23 protein-coding genes, 2 pseudogenes and 1 riboswitch are annotated in these 23,209 nt (G+C 35.7%); of the genes and pseudogenes, 18 read left to right on the top strand and 7 right to left on the bottom strand.

The genetic code is table 11. The annotated features are described in order from the left end of the window. The first annotated feature begins 57 nt into the window (after positions 1-57). The gene (locus I7822_RS14595) at positions 58-387 is read left to right on the top strand and encodes a hypothetical protein (protein ID WP_207979358.1); all 330 of its coding nucleotides are present in this window, start codon (positions 58-60) and stop codon (positions 385-387) included. A gap of 51 nt (positions 388-438) precedes the next feature. Here the strand turns inward: I7822_RS14595 and I7822_RS14590 are convergent, their stop codons facing one another. Further along, complete coding sequence (locus I7822_RS14590; RefSeq protein ID WP_207979356.1) at positions 439-1,353, bottom strand: phosphatidate cytidylyltransferase; 915 nt, start codon at positions 1,351-1,353, stop codon at positions 439-441. Positions 1,354-1,455: 102 nt separating this feature from the next. Here I7822_RS14590 and I7822_RS14585 point away from each other — a divergent pair, with 102 nt between their 5' ends. Further along, positions 1,456-2,001 (top strand): C40 family peptidase, encoded by a 546-nt coding sequence (locus I7822_RS14585; protein WP_207979354.1) that lies wholly within the window; start codon positions 1,456-1,458, stop codon positions 1,999-2,001. A gap of 97 nt (positions 2,002-2,098) precedes the next feature. On the opposite strand, the gene I7822_RS14580 is transcribed toward I7822_RS14585, so the two are convergent. The 3 genes from I7822_RS14580 to I7822_RS14570 form a co-directional block, all read right to left on the bottom strand. Beyond that, positions 2,099-2,968, bottom strand: a complete 870-nt coding sequence (locus I7822_RS14580) for a Cof-type HAD-IIB family hydrolase (RefSeq protein WP_207979352.1) — start codon at positions 2,966-2,968, stop codon at positions 2,099-2,101. Between the two features lie 540 nt (positions 2,969-3,508). Next, positions 3,509-3,856, bottom strand: coding sequence for a YlbF/YmcA family competence regulator (locus tag I7822_RS14575; protein WP_066336969.1), 348 nt, complete (start codon positions 3,854-3,856; stop codon positions 3,509-3,511). A gap of 105 nt (positions 3,857-3,961) precedes the next feature. After that, positions 3,962-5,095: a DUF445 domain-containing protein gene (locus I7822_RS14570; protein WP_207979348.1), complete on the bottom strand. Its 1,134-nt coding sequence runs from the start codon at positions 5,093-5,095 to the stop codon at positions 3,962-3,964. A 275-nt stretch (positions 5,096-5,370) separates the two neighbouring features. Between I7822_RS14570 and I7822_RS14565 the strand changes: the two genes are divergently transcribed. The 8 genes from I7822_RS14565 to I7822_RS14530 all read left to right on the top strand — a co-directional run bounded on the left by I7822_RS14565 (position 5,371) and on the right by I7822_RS14530 (position 13,413). Beyond that, entirely contained in the window at positions 5,371-6,735 is a 1,365-nt protein-coding gene (locus tag I7822_RS14565) for a YheC/YheD family endospore coat-associated protein (protein WP_207979346.1), read from the top strand. 81 nt (positions 6,736-6,816) lie between these two features. Continuing rightward, a complete protein-coding gene (locus tag I7822_RS14560) occupies positions 6,817-7,920 on the top strand; it encodes a YheC/YheD family endospore coat-associated protein (protein WP_207979344.1) in 1,104 nt (367 codons plus the stop codon). Then, a complete protein-coding gene (locus I7822_RS14555) occupies positions 7,920-9,293 on the top strand; it encodes a YheC/YheD family endospore coat-associated protein (protein WP_207979343.1) in 1,374 nt (457 codons plus the stop codon). Before I7822_RS14560 ends, I7822_RS14555 begins: the two co-directional genes overlap by 1 nt. After that, a complete protein-coding gene (locus I7822_RS14550) occupies positions 9,280-10,341 on the top strand; it encodes a YheC/YheD family endospore coat-associated protein (protein WP_207979341.1) in 1,062 nt (353 codons plus the stop codon). The genes I7822_RS14555 and I7822_RS14550 overlap by 14 nt, the downstream gene beginning before the upstream one ends. Before the next feature lie 44 nt (positions 10,342-10,385). Further along, positions 10,386-10,595, top strand: coding sequence for a YheE family protein (locus I7822_RS14545; protein WP_207979339.1), 210 nt, complete (start codon positions 10,386-10,388; stop codon positions 10,593-10,595). 57 nt (positions 10,596-10,652) lie between these two features. Continuing rightward, positions 10,653-10,844, top strand: coding sequence for a hypothetical protein (locus I7822_RS14540; protein WP_207979338.1), 192 nt, complete (start codon positions 10,653-10,655; stop codon positions 10,842-10,844). Positions 10,845-11,272: 428 nt separating this feature from the next. Beyond that, positions 11,273-12,172 (top strand): PucR family transcriptional regulator, encoded by a 900-nt coding sequence (locus tag I7822_RS14535; protein WP_207979336.1) that lies wholly within the window; start codon positions 11,273-11,275, stop codon positions 12,170-12,172. Between the two features lie 128 nt (positions 12,173-12,300). Next, positions 12,301-13,413: an ABC transporter ATP-binding protein gene (locus tag I7822_RS14530; protein WP_207979335.1), complete on the top strand. Its 1,113-nt coding sequence runs from the start codon at positions 12,301-12,303 to the stop codon at positions 13,411-13,413. Positions 13,414-13,476: 63 nt separating this feature from the next. Here I7822_RS14530 and I7822_RS14525 read toward each other — a convergent pair whose 3' ends face one another. Next, positions 13,477-13,719 (bottom strand): hypothetical protein, encoded by a 243-nt coding sequence (locus I7822_RS14525; protein ID WP_207979334.1) that lies wholly within the window; start codon positions 13,717-13,719, stop codon positions 13,477-13,479. A gap of 649 nt (positions 13,720-14,368) precedes the next feature. Between I7822_RS14525 and I7822_RS14520 the strand changes: the two genes are divergently transcribed. Together I7822_RS14520 and I7822_RS30255 are read left to right on the top strand one after the other, a co-directional pair. Beyond that, the gene (locus tag I7822_RS14520; RefSeq protein WP_207979333.1) at positions 14,369-14,587 is read left to right on the top strand and encodes an alpha/beta-type small acid-soluble spore protein; all 219 of its coding nucleotides are present in this window, start codon (positions 14,369-14,371) and stop codon (positions 14,585-14,587) included. 213 nt (positions 14,588-14,800) lie between these two features. Next, complete coding sequence (locus I7822_RS30255) at positions 14,801-14,923, top strand: hypothetical protein (RefSeq protein ID WP_279381979.1); 123 nt, start codon at positions 14,801-14,803, stop codon at positions 14,921-14,923. 299 nt (positions 14,924-15,222) lie between these two features. Here I7822_RS30255 and I7822_RS14515 read toward each other — a convergent pair whose 3' ends face one another. Together I7822_RS14515 and I7822_RS14510 are read right to left on the bottom strand one after the other, a co-directional pair. After that, positions 15,223-15,540, bottom strand: a complete 318-nt coding sequence (locus I7822_RS14515) for a YbjQ family protein (RefSeq protein WP_207979332.1) — start codon at positions 15,538-15,540, stop codon at positions 15,223-15,225. Continuing rightward, entirely contained in the window at positions 15,521-15,724 is a 204-nt protein-coding gene (locus I7822_RS14510; protein WP_207979331.1) for a hypothetical protein, read from the bottom strand. Before I7822_RS14510 ends, I7822_RS14515 begins: the two co-directional genes overlap by 20 nt. A 218-nt stretch (positions 15,725-15,942) precedes the next feature. Between I7822_RS14510 and I7822_RS14505 the strand changes: the two genes are divergently transcribed. The 6 genes and pseudogenes from I7822_RS14505 (at position 15,943) to I7822_RS14480 (ending at position 23,048) form a co-directional block, all read left to right on the top strand. Next, positions 15,943-16,260, top strand: coding sequence for a hypothetical protein (locus I7822_RS14505; RefSeq protein ID WP_207979330.1), 318 nt, complete (start codon positions 15,943-15,945; stop codon positions 16,258-16,260). A gap of 219 nt (positions 16,261-16,479) precedes the next feature. Next, positions 16,480-16,986 (top strand): universal stress protein, encoded by a 507-nt coding sequence (locus I7822_RS14500; protein ID WP_207979329.1) that lies wholly within the window; start codon positions 16,480-16,482, stop codon positions 16,984-16,986. 287 nt (positions 16,987-17,273) lie between these two features. Then, a complete protein-coding gene (gene nhaC / locus I7822_RS14495) occupies positions 17,274-18,650 on the top strand; it encodes a Na+/H+ antiporter NhaC (protein WP_207979328.1) in 1,377 nt (458 codons plus the stop codon). Between the two features lie 174 nt (positions 18,651-18,824). Further along, positions 18,825-19,004, top strand: a riboswitch (cobalamin riboswitch). 141 nt (positions 19,005-19,145) lie between these two features. Further along, a pseudogene (locus tag I7822_RS14490) lies at positions 19,146-20,006 on the top strand (ribonucleotide reductase N-terminal alpha domain-containing protein); the annotation flags it as partial. Positions 20,007-20,338: 332 nt separating this feature from the next. Then, positions 20,339-21,763: pseudogene (locus I7822_RS14485) on the top strand (ribonucleoside-diphosphate reductase subunit alpha); the annotation flags it as partial. Between the two features lie 238 nt (positions 21,764-22,001). After that, positions 22,002-23,048 carry a ribonucleotide-diphosphate reductase subunit beta gene (locus I7822_RS14480; protein WP_207979326.1) on the top strand — a complete coding sequence of 349 codons (1,047 nt, stop codon included), beginning with the start codon at positions 22,002-22,004 and terminating at the stop codon, positions 23,046-23,048. Positions 23,049-23,209: the final 161 nt, after the last annotated feature.

Below are 23,209 nucleotides of genomic sequence, written 5' to 3'. Positions count from 1 at the left end.
CCTACATAGGACAAACATACAATGGTGATAACCAAATTAATTAGGAGGCAACAACTGTTGAAAAAATTTGCTCCTATTTTTATTATTGTTGCTACAATTGCCATCATTGGTTACTTTGATTCTGCCCTCTTTGCTGAAAAAGAGGCTGCCATTGCAAGTTTTCCTTTACCAGCAGAAGAAATAGCCTCAGCTACCACTTCATCCGAGCAGGAAAATGATCAATCTCAGCAAATAGCTACTCTAGAAACGAAACTAGTTGATGTGACAGAGGATGACGGATATGTTGTGGAGGTTTACCGCGAATATGAAGTTTTTAAGGATGAAGCAGGCAACATCATTGAAAGTATACCTACAGAAAATTATCAATATTTGCGGTATAAAGAATAAGAAATGAAAAGGGGTTGACTAGTTATTTGTCAGCCCCTTTTCTACATCTACTTACATAAAATCAAAAAAGTATCGAATGACATGAAAAAAAACAGGAGAAGTGTATGTTAAGCTATCTACTCTAGTTAAATAGCTTTTTTTCAGTGTGTTTAATTTTTCATTATCACCAATCAATAAATCGCGCTTCAATACTGAAATAGTTAAACTTCCAAAAAAACCACTTAAGCTAATGAGCACTCCTGACAAAATACCAAACGTTAAATCTAGTGGTGTTAAATAAGGATAAATCAAGTAAGAAATACTCGTTGTAATGAAAGCAGCACCGATAAAACCTTCCCATGTAATACTAGGATTTGCGGAAGGCACTACTTTTCTTTTACCAAGGTAAATCGAAATCAGATAATGAACTACATCGTTTATTTGTGTTAATACGACAAGAAATAACACTAGGTTTGCACCATATTCCGGTGTCGCGAATTGATAGTAGGCTAAGTGGCTTAGTCCAAAAACCATCAACATTAATCCCCATTGTGTCGAACTAACTGAACGCAAAAAACCACTTGTTCCTTTTCCTAATAGTCTAGGCAATGGCATAAATAAGAAGACATAAACAGGAATGAAAACAATAAACATGCCATACCATCCGATATAGATCCAATAAAATTGTAATGGAATCGCTAGGTAAGACCAAAGAAATAAACGGCGATCAGCTTTCCTAGTTTTCATCATCGAAAAATACTCTTTTAATCCAAAGAAGCAAAGTATCATTAATGAGATCAACGATACAACTGGATTAAATAATGTTGCCATACAAAAAACAACAAACATCCCCCACCATGTTTTTACCCTTAAAGATACTGCTGAAAAATCCTTGTTTGGCTCTTTCCTTTTCAAAACATTAAACATAATACTAACGAAAGATAAACCTAGAAAAATGATCGAAAGTGTCCAAATAGTTGTAACCATGTTCCACACCCACTCAAAATAAAATTAGAATGATCATATAGTAAAGCATAATGTATAATTAAGGATAGAATAAAATGGAAAAATGTTAAAGAGGGATTTCCAATGACACCTAAAAGCTATGTTTATCTATTACTTACAGATACTGGAACATTGTTTACAAAGTCGATCAAAAAGTACACAAAGGCACCTTATAATCATGCCTCTATCGCTTTTGATGCAGAATTAAAGGAAATGTATAGCTTCGGAAGAAAAAACCCTAATAATCCAATTAATGGGGGATTTGTAAAGGAAGATATTTTTACAGGAACCTATAGTAAATACCCTGAAACAACATGTGTGATTTATAAGCTCGAAGTATCTGAACGTGAAATTGAAAAAATGAAGCGAGTATTGAATGTTTTTATAAAGAATCAAAAGAAGTTTCTATATAATCTTATCGGCGTGTTGGGCGTGTCCTTAAATGAGCCTGTTGAATTTAGCAATTCCTACTTTTGTTCACAATTTGTTGCAGAAGTATTTCATCGCTCAGGAATTAAACTCTGGGATAAACTTCCGGCATTAGTTACTCCTGATGATTTTAGAAAACATAAGCAACTAATCTGCGTTTACGAAGGTAAATTATTTGATTATGTGCCTATAAAAAAGTAAGAAGAGGAAACAATTTCATTCCCCTTCTTACTTTGGTTTTAGTAATTAGCTCCAGCTTCCTATTTGTTCTAGTCGAATTAAGGTGCTGTCGATTTTCTTATTTATCAACCTTAATTTTACGCAAGAAATCTAATCTTTGTTGTTTTCGAAAATGCTCCTTGATCATGTAAGCTACACCTTGTTGATTGTTAGATCGAGTCACCCAATCTGCTGCTCGCTTTACTTCGAATGGAGCATTCCACATCGCCACACCTAACCCTGCTGAAGTAATTATTCCTATATCATCTTCGCTATCTCCAATCGCAACTGTTTTTTCAATTGGAATTTTCAAATGACTAGCTAGAGCACGTAATCCATTTTCTTTTGAAACGCCTTTTCTTACGATCTCGAGCTTTTTCGCTTGATTCACTCTAACATCAATTTTATCAAATGCTTCAATTACTAATTCAGCAGCCTCTTCTTTTTCTTCCTCACTAGAAAAATGCACGTCAATCCTTGTTGCTCCAACTGGCTCGTCTCTTAAAGAATCTCCTAATGAATCAACAAATTGCACAGGATAAAACATCGAATCTGATGTGTTTAGAATTGATTTACTAAGTAAATTTGAAGCAATTTTTGTTCTATTTCCAATTGAAAAGCGTTCATGCGTAATGCGGATATTACATTTGAAATTTTCAAGCACTTGAACGAGATTAAACGTCATCTCTTCGGAAATTCTTTTTTCAAATATAGGCTCATCAAGATTATCTGAAATAAATGCTCCCCCGTGAGTTACTAATAATGAGTTTAACTTTAATGCCTTTGCAAGCTTTTTCGCTGATTGAAAATGCCTGTTTGTCACAAAAGTCACATAAACCCCTTTATCCTTAACATACTCAATAGCTTCTTTCGTTGACGGCTGGAGGCGACCATTCGAACGAAGCAATGTTCCATCAATATTTAATGCAAGCAACCGATAATGAGTCACTGTGGTTCCCCCTTCTACTGATGTAAAAAACCTATTAAGAGGTTATGTCCCTCTCAGTAAAAATAGAACAACAGTAGTGATTTATGTATGAGACAAAGCTTTACCCAAGACTCACATTTCTCTTGCAGTTCTTCAGAGAATCACAGCATTCCACTCATTTTAGCTTATTAAAACAAAGTCTCTTTAAACTTGGTTGTTGATTTCCGTTGCAGGCGTTCGCTTTCCGCGGGGGTCCGGGAGCCTTTCGCTCCCAATCAACAAAGTGCCAAAATCAACCGTAAGCTTTAACAGAGCCAAAAGAACAAAAGCGCAAGCGCCTTGAACAGCCTCGGGCAAATAAGACGCTTAAGAATAGAAGGTGTTCTTTACCTTCAATTCTTAAGTGGCTGTAGACCCAAGAGGGGCTAGGCGCTGGAGCTGGATGCCAAGCGCTTATCCACAGTACAAGAATTTTATAATTTCCTAGACATCAAAAAAACAGAATGATAATAGATCCATTCTGCTTACTTCTTACAACAAATATTATGTATTTTACGCTACTTAGAGACTTCCATACATTTCTTCAAGCGGCTTCATGATGATTTTATTTAACTCTGTTACGACCATGCTTAAACGCTGCTCTGCTGCCATAAGTTGAGCAATCTTTTCGTGTTGTTGAACAAGTTGAACAGATTTTTGCGCTTGTTCAATTTCTTCTTGTGTGATTTCTTCTCCAGACATTTGCTTTTGCTGTAGATTTAATTGAATATTACGGAAGCTTTCAAACATTTTGCTTGCTGACTCGTCTGCATTAACTTCTTCATAAAGACGTTTTAACGCTTTAAAATCGTCACTTTCACGCAAGGCTTTCTCTAAATTGTATGCAACATCATATAAATTGTTAGACATATGATGAGCCTCCTTTCAAGTTTTGACCCATGCAGGCTCTTTCTCCACTATAACAAACTATTATTAAATTTGCATTTAATCTTAAAAGTCAAAACACTAGATTACTTAAAGAAACATCACAACAATAGCTTGTAATCCACCAATAATCCCACCAAGAAGCGCACCTAAATAGGTAATCATTTTAAATTCTCTTCGTGATATTGAAAGAATCATATCTTCTAGTCGTTCTACTGGGAATGATTCTACTTGTTCACGAACTACCTCTTCTAATTTAAGCTGTTTTAGCATTCCATCTAAATGTGTAACGAGGTAACCGGTTGTCATTTCAACAACCTTTGGAAGCCATTCCCCAATGATTGTTTCCTCATTTGGCTTTAAATAAACGGATATCGGAGTTGTAAACATCTCAACTACATTTAATTTTTCAACAATTGTCCCAATTAAATTTGATCCCTTTTGGATGATTTCCCACTTCTGATCAATATCCTCTATCGTCATCTCTTGAATGTTATTCCACTCTTTTGCGATTAACGTACTTACTAGGTTTTTCGTTTCTTGATTTTTCAAAAACTTAAGGACTTCTGGTTGAACTTTATCAATTAGACTATCGTTACCTAAAAACATGCCGATCATATTTCCAAGCATTCCTCTTGTTGAAAGAAAATCTTCAATCATTTTACCTAGGCGCTGCTTACCATCCTTGCTTTCAAAATAGGCAACTCCTTTAACTGTAATAAATTCTCCAAGCTTAGGAATGGCTACATATACATCATCAAGGATTTCCTTCGGTAACATTTCCTGTAGGGATTTATCCTTATTGTCTTCCACTATACCTACAAACTTGCTTTGTAAAAACTTCTTCAATTTAAAGTTTACTAGCTCAGAAGGATTTCCAACTTGAAAATTAGACATAAGCTGTGAAACTGTTTTGTCTGAGTTTATAAGCTTTCTAACTTGAGTTTCTCCCCAAGAAATTAGCTGTTGCTGAAATTGTGTTTGCATAAACTTACGCTTAATCCCTTCAGCTGTTAACAAATGCTCAACAACCATTTTACCCATTTGATTTGCAAGTTCCTGTCTTCTTTTTGGGATAAGTCCAGGTGTAAAAGGAATTCTCTTCCCAAACAAATATAGCGGCTTATAAGGGTGGAAAAGCATCTTAATTGCTAAATGGTTTGTTACTCCACCTATTGCTGCACCAACTACAATCATTACTATCGTCATTGTTAAATTGTTCATATTCATCTACCTTCCACTACTTCACCAGTTTTATGTACTAAACCCCTATAGCTTATTACCACAACTGAAATGAATGTTTTTCAAACCCCGTATAATTTAAAGCTTAGACAATTTCTTATTGTCATACTAAATCTTTTAAAATGTAATTTGAAAATACAATTAAAATTAAGCTAGTTCCGTCCCCATTCCTTCATAAAAAACATACGATGTTATAGAACATCTGCCTATGAACATTATAGAGCTTGTCCGTACGGCGATCAAATGAGGGGTTTACCATGAAACAAAAAATCATTGAAATAACACCTTTATTAAATACATCTAGGCCTTATTTATGTGAAATGAGCGAAAAACTTAGGAACTATTTAGGTCTACCTAAAAACCTATATTCATTGAAAATTGGCTGTGGGATGCATACTGTGAAATGTCCAATCGTATTTATTAATGAGGATCGTCTAAGTTTGTCTCTCAGTGAACAACTTTTAAGTGATATCCACCTACCTATACATTCCTTATCACTTCAAGGAAAGCTAATCAATCACGATCAACTTCAGCTTGGACCTGTAATCGGTCTGTTAACCGAAATAAAAAAAACTGATAAAGAAGTAAGCTTTGTGTCCATTCATGAATTTTGCAAGGAGCTTGCTACATGTTGTGAAGCAATTGGTGCTTTCTTTTATATTTTTTCTCTATCGACTTACAACAAAGAACAAATAAAAGGGTACTACTTCAATCAAAATCAGTGGAAGGAAGCAATTGTTCCCTATCCAGATGTGGTACACAACCGTATCCATTCGAGAAAAGTTGAACACTCTAAAACGTTTTTACATGTTACATCTGATTTTATTGAGAATAAGGTCCCTTATTTTAACGATCGATTTTTAAATAAATGGGAGGTTCATCAAATTTTAGCTGCTAGTGAGCATCTCAAACCTTTTCTACCTGAAAGTCATTTATTAGAATCAAAATCCAATCTTGAGAATATGCTCAAAGATAAAAAAGATCTGTTTATTAAACCGATAAATGGCAGCCAAGGGAAACGAATTTTCCGAGTAAAGGAAAGAGAAGATGGAACCCACCTTCTTGACTTCACTACTTTCTCCGGTGAAATGAATAATGAATATGAGAGCTTTCAACAACTTTTTTCCGCCCTTTATCCTCGACTAAAAAGAGAAGGCTTTTTGCTACAAGAAACGATCCACTTACAAAGGTATCAAAATCGAACACTTGATTTTCGATTCTTATGCCATAAGAAGGATTTTCATCAATGGAAAGTTTCCTCAAGCATAGCTAGAGTTTCTAGCGTAAACCAGTTTGTTGCAAACTTAGCACGAGGTGGTGAGCTTTACCAAATAAAAAATATTTTAAATGAACTGTATGGTAAAAGCGAAAGTCTTCATCTCCGTAAACTGTTAGCCGAGCTTTCACTAGAAATTGTAACTTGTATCTGTCTTCATGCTGGTGGAGAGTTTGGTGAGTTCGGGATTGACCTTGCATTAGATCAAGATGGTCATCCTTGGATCATTGAGGTAAATACAAAGCCATCTAAATCAATAAATGATCCGAGAAAGGGGAAAATCAGGCCTTCAGCACGTGCTGTCATTAATTATTGTTTATTTTTATCCCACTTTAGCGGGCAGTAAGATACCTACCTCTTCCTTTGGTAAAAGTCCCTTAAAAGCTCACTGTTGATTGGAGCGTTAGGCGTAAGGAGAAATAAGTGAATGGAGTTGAGCAAATTGGAACAACCGACTTTAGGTTTTTTAGTCGTTAATAAGCATCATGAGAATGGATATGCGACTGAAATTGCCAAACGTAGTGCACAATTTAACATCCAATTCGTTAGATTTGAGCCTACTTCAATTGAGCCTTCCTCATTAATGATAAATGGTGAGAAATTTGATCAACATACACAGAGCTGGAAAAGTGAGGTGTTCCCTATCCCTTCATTTATTTATGATCGTTGCTTTTATAACCAAAAACAAGCGATTCAAAAAAGCAAACCAATTGTTGAATGGCTTAAAAAGAATCCTCAAACAACCTTTTTAGGATTCGGGTTACCAGACAAGTGGAAAATCTATCATTCTTTACGGAGTGATCCGATTATTAGCAGCTATCTTCCTCACACTGAACTAGTACGAGAACCAAACCAAATTCTCCACCGCTTGAAGGTAGACTCCACCTGTTTATTAAAACCTATTAATGGTTCGAGAGGGAACGGGATCATTGCAGTGAAACATCATGCTAAAGCGATTACGATAACCTACCATAAAGGTCCAGATAAAAAAACAAAGGATTTCCAATCAGTAAAGGAGTTTGCGGGTTGGTGTGAAAAACTTTTAAAACAGCAAACCTATCTACTTCAACCCTTACTCCCTCTACTAGATAATCAAGGATATCCATTTGATATTCGATTGTTTCTCCAAAAAAATAAACATGGAAAATGGAATTTAGTTGGGAAAGGTGTTCGCAAAGGTTATTATGGCTCCTTTCTATCAAACTTAAATAGTGGTGGTGAAGCACTAACATACAATGAATGGTCCTCCACCTTATCAGCAAAGCAAAAAGTACTATTCGAGGATGAGCTCAGAACGATTATTGCGCGCTTACCTACTTTAATAGAAGAAAAAGTAACTCGTTTATTTGAAATTGGAGTTGATATTGGCTATGCAAAAGATGGCTCAGTATGGATTTTAGATATGAACTCAAAACCAGGCAGGAAAACACTTACCCAAACAAATCCTAATGCAGCAGAAAATCTATTTGAAGCTCCATTAGCCTATTGTCAGTTTTTACGAAACCAAGCAGCTATAAAGGAGTCGAACTAATGAGTACAACATATTCCATTAAAACAACAAACTCTACAGATCATTGCATTCACTTACCGATCTCTACAATGAAATTCGGGCACGTTAATACACTATCTTTTGGAACACTTATGCTTCCTTGTGAGATTCAATACAGTCAAGAGCTAAAGGAGAGTATCTTATTACCACTAGAGATGGCAAATAAACTCATGCTTCCTACTTATGGAAAAACACATCTCTTCTTTAATGATGGTACCCTTCATTTAGGACCCTTAATTGGTATTTTCACAGCAGGGTTTACTGAATCTATATTGCGTCCGATTGGTGAACGCTCCTTATTTTTCGCTAAGTTTTTATCTCTTGATCAATCGCTAGGACTTTACACATATGTGTTTGGTGCCCACCATATTAATTGGGAGGAAGGTACAATAAATGGCTTTACTTACGGAAAGAATGGCTGGAAACAAGCAACTTTCCCATTTCCCAATACTGTATACGACCGTTTGCCAAATCGGCGAATCGAAAATCATCAAGCATTAAGACTCGTAAAAAAACGTCTAACTGAGGAATACTCTATTCCATGGTATAATCCTGGATTTTTTAATAAATGGTCAATCCATAAACTTTTAATTCATGACACTCAAGCAGCTAAGTATTTGCCAGCTACCTACCACACTCCTACCATTAGCAAAATGGAAGAAATGCTCGCATCCTTCCAAAGCATCTATTTAAAGCCTGCAAATGGCAGCTTAGGTCTAGGAGTCTATCATCTTATGTATTCACGTGAGGACAATCAATATTATTCTAGATATCGCGATGAAAAGGAAATTAATCGATTAAGAAAATATCCTTCCATTGAACATTTCTTAAAGGCGTCCTTTAAAGACAGACTTCTTTCTAGTTATCTCGCTCAACAAGGCATTAAATTGATTCGTTTAGATGGGAAGCCCATTGATTTTAGAATCCATACAAACAAAGATGAAAACGGTGTATGGAAAGTTACGGCTATTGCAGCAAAGGTTGCGGGAAAAGGGAGTGTTACCACACATTTAAATAGTGGAGGTGTTGTTAAAACACTCGAAGAAATATATCCTGAGCCACAGGATCGAGTAAAGGCCTTTCATGACCTAACAGAGGCAGCAATTATTTTAAGTAATGTCATTGATGACAAGATACAAGGCTTTATCGGTGAGATTGGCTTTGACTTAGGAATTGATCAAAACGGGAAAATTTGGATGTTCGAGGCAAATTCAAAGCCTGGCAGATCGATTTTTTGCCACCCAGAACTAAAGGATGCAGATATACTCTCGCGTAAGGCATCTCTAGAATACGGATTATTTTTATCAAAAAAGGCAATTTTCAATCCTGAGGAATTGATTCATGAGAAAGTTTAATTACTCCCCTCTTGTTGGAATTCTAACAAGTAGAGGCAAACTAGAGGATTCCTTTCGCGGTGATCACTCAGTTTTTAAGTCGATCCAAATGGAACTGATGAAAGTTGGGGGTCTATCCTTTATTTTTACAACTGAAGGCGTCCACGAGGACTATGTTTCTGGCTATATCTATCTGCATCATGATCAAAAATGGGGGAAGCTTGCCTTCCCCTTTCCTGACCTCATCTATAACAAAATTTCTTCTAGAATAGAAGAAACACAAGCTCCATTTCTAGCTCTTAAACAACTATATAAAAAAGAAGGGAAGTACTTTTTTAATCAATGTTTTTTTGATAAATGGGAAAGCTATAATTCTCTATCAAAATCAAAGCAACTATCAGCTTATTTACCCAAAACTTGGATATATTCAAATATGAATGATTTACTTTCTAAATTAAGTACCTATCATTCCCTTTACGTTAAGCCTGTAACTGGTCATAAAGGAAAAGGCATTTATAAACTATCTTTTGATGGATTACACTATTACCTCCATAGAAAAAATAAAAGGATAAAATATTTCCACTCAGATTTTGTTCAGGACGTAGAGACGCTTTTAAAGAAAAAGCAGTACCTCATTCAAACAGAAATCCATACTGATAAAATCGACAACTGCAAATATGATTTAAGAGTCCTCTGCCTATTTGACAATGGTATACATAAAATCTTCGGGGTTGGGGTTCGAAAAGCAGCAGCTCACTCAATTATCACTCATGTTCCAAATGGTGGGGATATTACTTCATTTCAAAGTGTTGAGCATAAATGTTCTATTTCGCAATTAAATTGGTTAGCTCAAACAGTTGGTAATCAACTAACAAAAAACTACGGTTTTATCGGAGAGTTTTCAATGGACGTCGGGTTAACTCCTCAAGGAGATCCAATGCTATTTGAAGTTAATTCAAAGCCTATGATATTTGATGAAATGACTATCCAAAAAAACCGAATAACCCAGTTAATAGAATTGTTTACAAAATTAACAAATGTTACCACATATGATCAGGAGGATTTTTGAGAATTTCGCCGTATTAATCCTATTATAGGAAAGGGGCGATATGGTTGATTACACATTTTCAATATAAACCTTTATTTAAGCAAGTAAATTTACCAGGCTGGCGAATCTCCTTTTACTTTAGAGGAAATCATTACGACGGAATTTACCATAAAAATGGACAAATTGAATGGGGCGTGATGACACCCCCTAAAGAAGTAGTAACAAATATCCAATCGCAAATTCACGAACTAATGCTTTTCCATGTATACGAATAATCATGAATGATGATAGCACCTCAAGCACAAACTACCGTGTATGAGGAGGTTTTAAAAATGACCAATAATGATGATGCTGTAAAACAGGATCTGAATTATGAAGGGAAAGACAAAGCTTATTTGGATATTGACCGAATGATAAATGAAGGATTATCTGGCGGTTCTGTCCATATGAGAGAAGACACGACTAATATTGAAGAAGCAAGGGATCTTGTAAAAGAAGAACGACCACATCAAATTGAGGAATAAGACTGCAATCAATATTGCAGTCTTTTACTTTGGCTCTTTTCTAAGAGATTGTTGCTTTTAAAACAAAAACTATTTGGTTGATTGGAACGGATTGCGAGACTCCTGCGGGAGCAGCGGGACAGGTGAGACCCCGCAGGCGTTTATGCCGAGGAGGCTCACCGCCCGCCCCGCGGAAAGCGAGCAACTCTCGCTGCAATCAACCACACCTCATTACTTGGTAAATAGCAACAAAGTTTGCGAAAACATCCTTTACTTTTTATTCAATTAGAAAGCAGCCCCCCTCCAATACTTCTAAGCTAAACAACATTTTATTGTTCCTAAGGTCAACAGTTGATAGTAAGACGTAATCTTAAATACTTAGGCTTTCATGCTTTCGCTATCTTTTCTATAATGGATATAAAGAATCCATGCATTAAAGGAGCATCTCGATGTTAGAAAATCTTATGCAACATTATAAAGAAGCCATGACGATTACATATAATCCAAATGATACAAGATTTAAATGGTTCCGAACTGAGATTGGTCAAATCTTTGGTATTCTTAAAACTAATTTAGCAGAAAAAGAAATAGAGTTACTCTCTTCCCTATTTCAACCTGTTGAATTGCTGAATGAAGATAACTTTACAGCGTCCCAGCGTAGATGGTTTGATTACCTATTTACTGAGAGTAAAAGTGGTGAATCCCCCCTTCCATCAGATCATGTGGCACTCCGGTTTTATTACTTTTATTTAAAACAGCCAATTGAGGATAAACAAAACTTTGAGGAAGCAGTTCAAGGGATTATTAACTCCGAGCTTGTCTTATGGTTGAGTTGTTCTCATGGTATTATTATAGAGGAAAAACCGACCATTACTTTTGAAGTTGAATCTCTAAAGGATCTAAGTGATACATTAACGACTGATTTTTATGTAGAGCCCTATTTTTATATTGGCCAGCTACAAAAAAATGATAATGCTTTGAGAGACAAATTTTCCTTGGAGCAAAACTGCTTCCAAACCTTGCACCGTTCTTCTAATCGTGAAAAAGCATTAACCTTTTATGAGGGATTACCCTTGCTAATCATGAAGTCTCCATCTAGTGCTAAAAAGGATATTCTATCTAATCATTTAGTAGAGGCAATTGAAGATAAAGAGCTTCTCTATACGATTGAGGCCTTTTTACAATCAAATTTAAATGCTTCATCAACGGCTAAAAGATTATTTATTCATCGTAATAGCCTGCAATATCGATTAGAAAAGTTACTAGAAAAGACGGGTTTGGACATCCGAACGTTTTCAAATGCTGCTTTTATTTTCCTAGCAATTATGCTAGTTCGTCAAGAAAACTAGGATAGCGTTTACAAGTTGCACAAAAGAGCCTATTTTTTTTCGTGCAACTTGTACGTTTACTTTCTTCTATGAAATCCCTTACAATGAAAACAAGTTAAAACGCTTTCAAAATCGGGGAGGAATTAAAAATGGCTGAATTAAGACTAGATAATATTTACAAAATCTATGACAATAAAGTAACTGCAGTAGAAGACTTCAACCTTCATATCCAGGATAAAGAGTTTATCGTATTCGTTGGTCCATCTGGTTGTGGTAAATCTACTACACTTCGTATGGTAGCAGGATTAGAAGAAATTTCAAAAGGTGATTTCTTCATCGATGGAAAACGTATGAACGATGTAGCACCTAAAGATCGTGACATCGCGATGGTATTCCAAAACTACGCTCTTTACCCACATATGAACGTATATGACAACATGGCATTTGGATTAAAGCTTCGTAAACTACCAAAAGACGAAATTGAGCGTCGTGTAACAGATGCAGCTAAAATCCTTGGGCTTGAACAATACTTACAACGTAAGCCAAAAGCATTATCAGGTGGTCAACGTCAGCGTGTTGCGCTTGGTCGTGCGATCGTTCGTGATGCAAAAGTATTCTTAATGGATGAGCCTTTATCTAACCTTGATGCTAAGCTTCGTGTACAAATGCGTGCTGAAATCACAAAATTACACCAACGCTTACAAACAACAACAATTTATGTAACACATGACCAAACTGAAGCGATGACAATGGCTACTCGTCTTGTTGTACTTAAAGATGGTATCATCCAACAAGTTGGATCACCTAAAGAAGTATATGACAAGCCAGAAAATGCATTCGTTGGTGGATTCATTGGATCACCTGCAATGAACTTCTTTAAAGGTAAACTTACAGATGGTAAATTCTCATTTGGTACTACTTCAGTAGTTGTTCCAGAAGGCAAAATGAAATACCTTCGTGAGCAAGGCTATGTAAACAAAGACATTCTTATGGGAGTTCGTCCTGAAGAAATTCACGATGAGCCAGTATTCATCGATGCTTCCCAAAATACAAAAATCACTGCAAAAATTGAAGTTGCTGAGTTAATGGGTGCAGAAACTATGCTTTACTCTGAAATTGATGGTCAAACATTCGTAGCGCGTGTTGACTCTCGTACAGACATTAAACCAGGTCAAACACTTGATTTAGCTTTAGATATGAACAAAGCTCACTTCTTCGATAATGATTCTGAACTAAGAATTCGCCCTGCTGGTGAGAAATAAGAAATGGACAAAAAGCCTCGTTCTAATGAACGGGGTTTTTGTTTTTTCTAAAGTGAAACAAAGTCACTCATTTATCGCATTTGTTTCTTCATGCTGACACGTAGGACAATAAAAATAATGAATACATTGATGTCCTTCCAAGGAGTTTACATTTCCATCAAACAGCTTCATTATATCAATATCCATATATGCACTATAATCATCAAGATAATCGGTGATCTTCCCTCTATCCTCCATGATCCTCTGGCAATTAGGACATTGGATAATTCGCGTTTCCAACCCATTACATAAAGGACACAATTCCATCGACCCATCCCCTTTATTAACTACATATTTTTAGAATCTCTAAACATCATTTTTTTATGTAGGCTGTTTTCGCAAACTTTGTTGTTATTTACCAAGTAATGCGGTGTGGTTGATTGCAGTGAGAGATGCTCGCTTTCCGCGGGGCGGGCGGTGAGCCTCCTCGGCGTAAACGCCTGCATAAGTCTCACCTGTCCCACTGCTCCCGCAGGAGTCTCGCAATCCGTTCCAATCAACCTTAAATAGTTTGTTTTAAAAGCAACAATCTCTTAGAAAAGAGCCTTTATGTAAAAACAAATGCGGAATACATTGGGCAGCCTTGAGATAAAAAAGTAATTAAGAATAGATGGTGGTCCAATACTTCGCATTTAATAACATGACATCCTTTGTTTCAAACTACGGCTCTTGGAGCAAGTTATTATATAAAATTTAATTTATTTTAATCAGAAAAAATTACCACATTTTCTTTGAATATTAACGAAAGAATTATCCATAATATTTAGTAACATCGATGCAACAACGCAATTGCAACCAACATTTTTTATGAATGGGTTACGCCAAGTAAGGCTTTGAAACCAATATGGTCTTCATATGTTTGGTGCAATTCCAACTAACCCAACCAATACAACTTTTATGAGGAGATGAATGACAGATGGCACAAAACAGTTCAAACAGCAATTCGTCTAATCAACTTTTAGTACCGGGAGCTGCACAAGCGATTGATCAAATGAAGTATGAAATCGCTTCAGAATTTGGTGTAAACTTAGGTGGAGAAACTACTTCAAGAGCTAACGGTTCTGTAGGTGGAGAAATCACTAAACGTTTAGTATCAATGGCTCAACAATCTATGGGCGGTTTTTCTCAACAATAACAATTTAATAAATTGGCTAAAGCGGTTGGCACTTTGTGTCAACCTCTTTACTGTTCTATATCAATCCCGAAGTAAACACACAAAAGCAATTTCCTATGTATCAAACAAGTCTATCAGACCATATATTATAAAAACGTACATGTAATGTTCCCTTTACTAAGCACTTATATTTCCCATCATGTTCGTTTCACACAATAAAGGGGCTGATCGTTTATGTTTGATGCAGTAGATTGGAAGCTCGTTGGTTTTATTAGCTATACTCTATTCCATGAATATGTTGTTCATATACGCTTTCCGCAAATGTATTATTGGGAGCAAGCAAAGAAGAAGCTATAATTTATACTATTCCCTAGAAGGCTGACGGAATGTCAGCTTTTTACTTTTCTAAAATTATCATGTTTAGGATTAACTTTATTCCTAAAATTTATATTTAATTTTTGTGATTGTTAATGTCAGATGAAAATTAAAGAAGAAAGAAAAATGGAGATTGCTTTGTTAGGTGCATCTGCTATTGTGGGTAAATTGCCATTAAACGTGTTGATATCTGTTATTAAATGCTTAAATAAAGGTAGTAACAAACAAGAGGCTGGCCCTAGGATTCAGCCTCTTCTCAAAAAACAAAAGATATGTATCCTTTATTCCTCGATCAATACTGCGGTTCCATAGGCAATAATTTCAGAAGCATTTTGCATGACAGCTGAGGATTCTAATCTCATACATACTACTGCGTTAGCACCTTTCTCCTTTGCATCCTCTACCATTCTTCCGATCGCTTTTTGTCTCGCTTCATCCATCATTTCAGTGTATTCTTTTAGCTCACCTCCAACAATAGTTTTTAGTCCAGCCATTATATCTTTTCCAATATGTTTTGATTGAACAGTACTTCCTTTTACAAACCCTTTGAATTCCTTTGTTTCTTTACCTGGTACTGATTCAGTAGTCACGATAATCATTTTTATCATCCTCCTTTTTCTCATCCATTCTAGATTTTATAAACACGACGAGCAACACAAGCAAAGAAAAGAAATAAACATAAAACAGTCCAAATGCTATTTTTATGTTTATAAATAAAAAAATAATACCAGTAATCTGAGTGAAGATTGCAGTAATCATACTAATGTACTTTACTTTTTCCATCTTCAACTTCCTTTCTCATTCACTACTTTTACTATATCTCCTTTTAGAAAAAAGATGAATGCTTTTTTACATGTATTCAAAACTTTTCAAGCAATAGGTAATATGAATGAACATCGGGACTATATAACCATTTTCACTTCATTGTGTTTTCAATTCAAGTCATAGAGGTATTTAATCATTAACAAAATAATACTAACAATTACAATTTGGAGGTATATATGAATAAATTAATGAAAATAAACCTACGTATGAAAAGGCAATTAAGGATTGATCAAATATTAAAAATAACTCAATTAGCAAAATCCTATTCAGGAAAAATATATTTTCTATCTAAGAGTAAAAATGTTATTGATGCTTCTAAATTCCCGTCTTTAATTACCTATTTATTAACTGTAAAAAATGGACAAGCCTTAAATGTCATTATAGATGGGCCTTTTCCACATCTAATCGTAAATGATCTCGAAGAAATTTGTTCTTCAACTGCTATTAAACAACGTCAGCAAGTTTTACAGCCTGCCATGAAAATAAAGCTTTAATTTGCATTAGATTCCTATATAAAAAACTTCTAGGAGGTGCATTTTAAATGCTGCGAACGATATTTATGGTTGTGGGTGCTATTGTGGTCATTGGGTTTTTACTTAATTTGATATTCTAATAATAGATTTTACGAAGTTGCATATATAAGGGTTACGAAAGATTACATTTTTTTCAAAAGGGTATGAAATAACATCAAAGCTTTTGAAAGGATGATCGAAATGAAGGAATTTCAACATTTAGTAGTGGCTTTTGATGGAACTGAAGATAGTAAAGATGCTCTTGAGTTAGGAATTCATATAAGTAAGCAGTTACATTCCGAACTTTCAGTTGTTCATATTCAAAAAAAGGGGGTCTTCAATGGAGATTCTATTGAAGATAACATGGTTTTTCCAGGAACTAATAGCAGTTACCCAACAGATGACATAAGGCACTATCCAATTATGCCAGTGCCAACTGAACATTTAGACACGGAAGAACATAGTAAGGAAACACAGGCTTTGGAAAGTGAAGCAAGACGGATATTGGATCATCATAATATTAAAGGAAATGTAAATGTTTCCTATGGTGAACCATCCGAAGCAATTGTTTCATTCGCAACTGAACATAATGCTGATTTAATCGTTGTTGGCAGTCGCGATATTAGTGGGTTAAAACGTTTATTATTTGGTAGTGTTAGTGAAAAGGTTTCACAACGTTCTAACATTCCTGTATTAATTGCTAAGTGATGATATAAGAGGTAGACACTTATAATGTCTATCTCTTTTTATTTTGCAGATTTTTTTCCTTTCATCTAATTCCCCAACTACTATTTCAATAAAATAGCTCCCTCCTTAGCTAAAAAATGAAAATTCAAAATAATCCATGTAATTCAATAATCAATTTGATTAAACAGCAAATTTAAACATTAATGCCCTTTAACAATTGACATATATTATTAGATTGATATAATATTTCATGGTATGCTTTTGCGCAAAAAAGCACAAAAGCGTTTAAGCCATAAAGGAGCAAGTATATGAGTAGCTATAAAAAGACTTTTCAGTTTAAAGAAGCAGTATTAATTTTATTTCTTATTTTGGCCATTATCTTTACGAGTCTATTTGTATTAAAAACAGAACCACATCTTGCCTTACTTAATTGTTTAGTTGTTGTGGCTATTCTTGGGTTAATAAAGCGTTATTCATGGAAAGAGTTAGAAACAGGAATGATCAAAGGCATTCAGAGCGGAATTCAACCAATAATTGTGCTCGCATTAATTGGAATCTTAATTGGTGCATGGATGAGCAGTGGAACAATACCAACAGTAATGGTTTACGCACTAACAGTAATTAATCCGAACTACTTATTAATTACTTCATTATTTTCGTGTATGGTCATCTCAAGCCTTGTTGGAAGCTCATTTACTACAGTTAGTACTGTTGGTGTAGCTCTTATGGGTGCTGGAATCGCTATTGGCATACCTGCCCCATGGGTGGCTGGTGCTATCATTTGCGGTGCTTGCTTTGGTGATAAGATGTCTCCAATGTCTGATACAACAAATTTTGCGTCAGGTGTTTCATCTGTTGAGCTTTTCACACATATTAGACATATGACAAAAACTACCATTCCTAGCATTCTTATTACAACTTTAATTTTTTTCATACTTGGGAGAATCACTCCTATCCAATCAGCATCACTTACTGAAATGACAAACATGATAAATATAATCAAGAGTCATGTTCAAATAAGTGGTCTTACACTGCTTTCACCGATATTGGTTATTATTTTAGCTATTCGTAAGGTACCAGTCGCACCAGCATTAATCGTTGGAATTATTACAGCAGGGATTACAGCTATAGGATTTCAAGGAGTAAAATTAGGCGAATTCCTTCATGTTTTACAAAATGGTACAACCTTCACAATTGAAAATGCGCAGGTTGTCAATATGATGAACCGTGGTGGACTACAATCAATGATGTGGTCGATTTCACTCATCCTGATTGCTTTTGCTTTCGGTGGATTACTCGATACGTTAAACATCATTCCGATCCTCTTAAATGGATTGATAGAGCGCGTTAAAACAAAAGGCCAGCTGATTCTATCAACTGCTGCATCCTCGTTTGGGGTGAATTTATTAACAGGTGAACAGTACTTATCAATTCTCATCCCAGGCCAATCTTTTAAAGGCATATATGACAAAATGAAGCTTGAGCGTAAATACATGTCAAGAACACTTGAGGATGCTGGAACTTTGATAAATCCACTGATTCCATGGGGCGTAAGTGGTGCTTTCTTTGCTCAAACACTGGGTGTTCCAGTAATCGCTTTTTTACCTTTTGCATTCTTTTTGTATCTCTCACCATTCTTTTCGATCCTTTTCGGATTTTTTAGTAAAGCTAAAACGACATCTTAACGGATCTGACCTAGTTTGTCAGATCCTTTTTGTTTTCCTTCCAAAATTCTCTTGATATAGATAAATTTCGACAATTAGAAAGTATTGGTTGATTAATTTGCAAGTGTGCCTTATCATGTAAATAGAACAATTAACTACATATTGATAGAATTATAAACATAAAAACTATATATTGTATCTTTGCAAGTGATAGGCGCCTATAAGGCTGAAAAGGGAATCTGGTGTAAATCCAGAACTGTCCCCGCAACTGTAAGTGTGACGAACTGAGATAGCCACTGTACATCAACATGTATGGGAAGGCCTCATAGTAGGACGAGCACAAGTCAGGAGACCTACCTAAAGCTTGCCAAAGTTTCAATTTCTTCGGGGACTGAGAAGATGAAACGATAGTAAGTAATTATGGGCTTAACTATATGCCTGCCCTTCTTATCTGTCGTTTTATCCGCTCATTCTCGAGCGGTTTTTTTTACCAAAAGAACAGATGGAGGAATTATCATGAGTACAACAACAACCACACCTATCATTATCGATAGCTTAAATGAAGAAGCATTTGACGCTACAAAACTTACTGCTTTCATTAGGAATATCCATCAACATTTCCCTTCACTAAATATAGATGATTATCTTAAAAGGATCAATAATACCCTTCTCCAGAGAGATTCCTATACGACTGAACAGCTTACAAATCTACTTATTTTAGAGGGATTATCTAATATTAATGAACAAGAGCCAGAATGGACTTACTTTTGCGCTCAAATTTACTTAACAAAACTCTACAAGGAAGCTGCAGCTAACCGTGGATATGACAAAAATCAAAAATATGGTAACTTCTATAAATTAGTTGAGACATTAGTTTCAAAGGGTCTTTACCACTCTAAGCTGCTTAATCTTTATACAAAAGAAGAAATAGAACAAGTTGGCTCATTTATCCAACCTGAAAAAGATAGGTTATTTACTTATATTGGACTTCGAACTTTAGCAGATCGCTACTTAACACGTGATTTCACAAAACAAACCTTTGAGCTTCCACAAGAAAGGTTCTTAATTATCGCAATGACACTTATGGCCGAGGAGCATAAAGAAAAACGTTTTGAGCTCGTTAAACAAGCATATTGGGCCATGAGTAACCTTTATATGACTGTAGCAACTCCAACATTATCAAATGCCGGAAAACCTATAGGACAATTATCTAGTTGTTTTATTGATACAATTGATGATAGTTTACAAGGGATATTTGATAGTAATACGGATATTGCGAACGTATCAAAGTCGGGTGGTGGCGTAGGCGCGTATTTCGGGAAAATCCGAAGCCGTGGCAGTGATATTAAAGGGTTTAAAGGTGTTTCATCAGGGGTTAAATGTAGCCCTCTTGTAGCGTAAGTTACAAGTAATAATGGTGGTCAATTGCGGGAAACTCCGAGTATCTCAAGGTAGGATACCATGCAGTAATGACATGGCGAACCCTAAAAAACCGAGAGTGCGGATAATCCGCAGCCGAGCTACCTATTTTAATAGGTAGAAGGTTCAACGACTAAGTAGTTATAAAAGAGATTTTATAATTCAAACCACCTATCCACTACCAATAAGTGAAAAGTGGATAAAGATATAGTCTGTTCTGGACAGCGATGTGCAGAGATAGGCAGAAATGACCTATCCCTCTAAACTTTTTAGAGAGTAACAATTAAAGAATTCCATGGATGAAACAGCTTAACAACACAGCAGTAAGCGTTGACCAACTTGGACAGCGAAAAGGTGCAATTGCTGTTTATTTAGATGTATGGCATAAAGATATCTTCTCATTCCTAGATTCCAAACTTAATAATGGTGATGAACGAATGCGTACCCATGACTTATTCACAGGTGTTTGTATTCCAGATATCTTCATGGAGCAGGTTGAAGCTCGTGCCGATTGGTATTTATTTGATCCACATGAAGTTCGCAAAGTAATGGGGTATAGCATTGAGGACTTTTACGACGAAGAAAAAGGAAATGGTAGCTTCCGTCAAAAGTACTGGGAATGTGTCGATAACGAACAACTTTCTAAAGAAAAGATACCAGCAATTGAAATAATGAAACGTATTATGATCAGCCAATTAGAAGCTGGTACACCATATATGTTCTATCGTGATGAAGTGAACAGACAAAATGCTAATTCTCACAAAGGAATGATTTACTGCAGCAATCTTTGTACAGAAATCACACAAAATCAAAGCGCTACAACTGTTGAGGAGCAATATACAGAGGACGGAAAAATAATTACTGTTAAAACACCTGGCGATTTTGTCGTTTGTAACCTCTCCTCTATTAATCTTGCAAAAGCTGTTACAGATGATGTATTAGAAAAACTTATCCCTATTCAAGTAAGAATGTTAGATAATGTCATTGATTTAAATACAATACCAATTCTGCAAGCAAAGCTAACAAATGAGAAATATCGTGCCATCGGTCTAGGTACATTTGGATGGCACCATTTATTAGCTCTTAAACAAATAAAGTGGGAGCATGAAGAAGCTGTTAAATTCGCAGACGAGCTATATGAGAAAATATCCTATCTTACAATTCGAGCAAGTATGGAGCTCTCAAAGGAAAAAGGTTCCTATTCCGTATTTGCAGGGTCAGATTGGGAAACTGGTTCGTACTTCGAAAAAAGAGGCTATCAGTCAAAGGAAAGCATATTCGATTGGGGCTTATTAAAAGAAAATGTAAAAAAATACGGAATTCGCAATGGATACTTAATGGCAGTTGCACCAAATGCATCGACATCGATCATCGCAGGAAGTACAGCTAGCATCGATCCAATTTTCCAAAAGGTTTATTCAGAAGAAAAGAAAGACTATAAAATTCCGGTTACAGTTCCTGATTTAAATACATCAACAACCTGGTTTTATAAATCTGCTTATTTTATTGACCAGCTCTGGAGTATCAAGCAAAATGCTGCAAGACAACGTCATATCGATCAGTCTATCTCCTTCAATTTTTATGTACAGAACAACATTAAAGCTAAAGACCTATTGGATCTACATTTGACTGCTTGGAGTGAAGGGTTGAAAACGACTTATTACGTACGCTCAACTTCTAGTGAAATTGAAGACTGCGATTCATGTGCTAGCTAACATAGAAAAGCGCAAGCGCCTTGTTCAGCCTCGGGTAATAAGACGCAAATGAATAGAAGACGTTCTTTGTCTTCAATTCATTTGTGACTTATGACCTCGAGGGGCTAGGCGCTGAAGCTAGACACCGACACTAAGTACATAATTATAAATTCTGGTGTATAAAAAATTCGAAGCTGACCTTATGTAAAGGGTCAGCCTCTCTATCTTAATTAATCAAAACGTTAAAAGGAGTTCCAAAATGGAAAACACAGCTTTAATTAAACGCAAAATCATGGATGCTTCCGCTCCAAACCGTTCAACTGCAATTATTAATGGCGAAAGCTCAAATGTTTTAAACTGGGATGATGTCACATTCCCATGGGCATATCCACGCTACAAAAAAATGCTAGCAAATTTCTGGACCCCATTTGAGATCAATATGGCTCAGGATATAAAACAATATCCCAATCTAACAAATGATGAGAAGGATGCATTTCTAAAAATCATTGGGCTTCTTGCTCTTCTAGATAGTATTCAAACTGATTATGCTGGAAAAGTTTCTGACTACATTACAGATTCCAGCGTCAATGCTTTAATGATTATTCTTGCTCAACAAGAGGTTATTCATAATCATTCCTATTCCTATGTACTCTCAAGTCTAGTACCTAAGCAGATACAAGATGAGGTATTTGAGTATTGGAGAAATGAACCCATCCTAAGAAAACGAAATGAATTTGTTACGGATGGCTATCAAGCCTTTTCTGAGCAACCAAACATTGAGAATCTGTTAAAATCAATCGTATATGATGTCATATTAGAAGGACTTTTCTTTTATTCAGGATTTGCCTTCTTTTACAATCTTGCACGTAATCAGAAAATGGTTGCAACGAGCACAATGATTAACTATATCAATCGTGATGAACAAATACATGTTGACTTATTTGTTCAAATCTATAAAGAAGTTTTAAATCAATACCCTGAATATGATACAAAAGAGCTAGCTACATTTGTAAAAAATACATTTATTCAAGCTGCTGATCTTGAGATTGAATGGGGAAAATTTATTATTGGCAATAAAATGGATGGGATTAATATGCAGGACCTTGAAGATTATATTAAGTTTTATGCAAATGTCCGATGCCATCAACTAGGCTATGACCGCCCTTTTGAGGGATACCGTACAAACCCTCTTAAATGGATTAAAGCTTACGAAGAAGTAGATCTAGGTAAATCCGATTTCTTCGAACAAAAATCAAGACAATATACGAAAGTAAACCATGTAGATAATGGCTTTGATGATCTTTGATCAATCATGAACAAAAGCGCAAGCGCCTTGAACAGCCTCGGGCAAATAAGACGCTTAAGAATAGAAGGTGTTCTTTACCTTCAATTCTTAAGTGGCTGTAGACCCAAGAGGGGCTAGGCACTGGAGCTGGATGCCAAGCGCTTATCCACAGTACAACAATT

This window comes from Metabacillus bambusae (assembly GCF_017497975.1).
GTDB lineage: Bacteria > Bacillota > Bacilli > Bacillales > Bacillaceae > Metabacillus > Metabacillus bambusae.
This window is presented reverse-complemented; position numbering and strand designations above follow the sequence as displayed.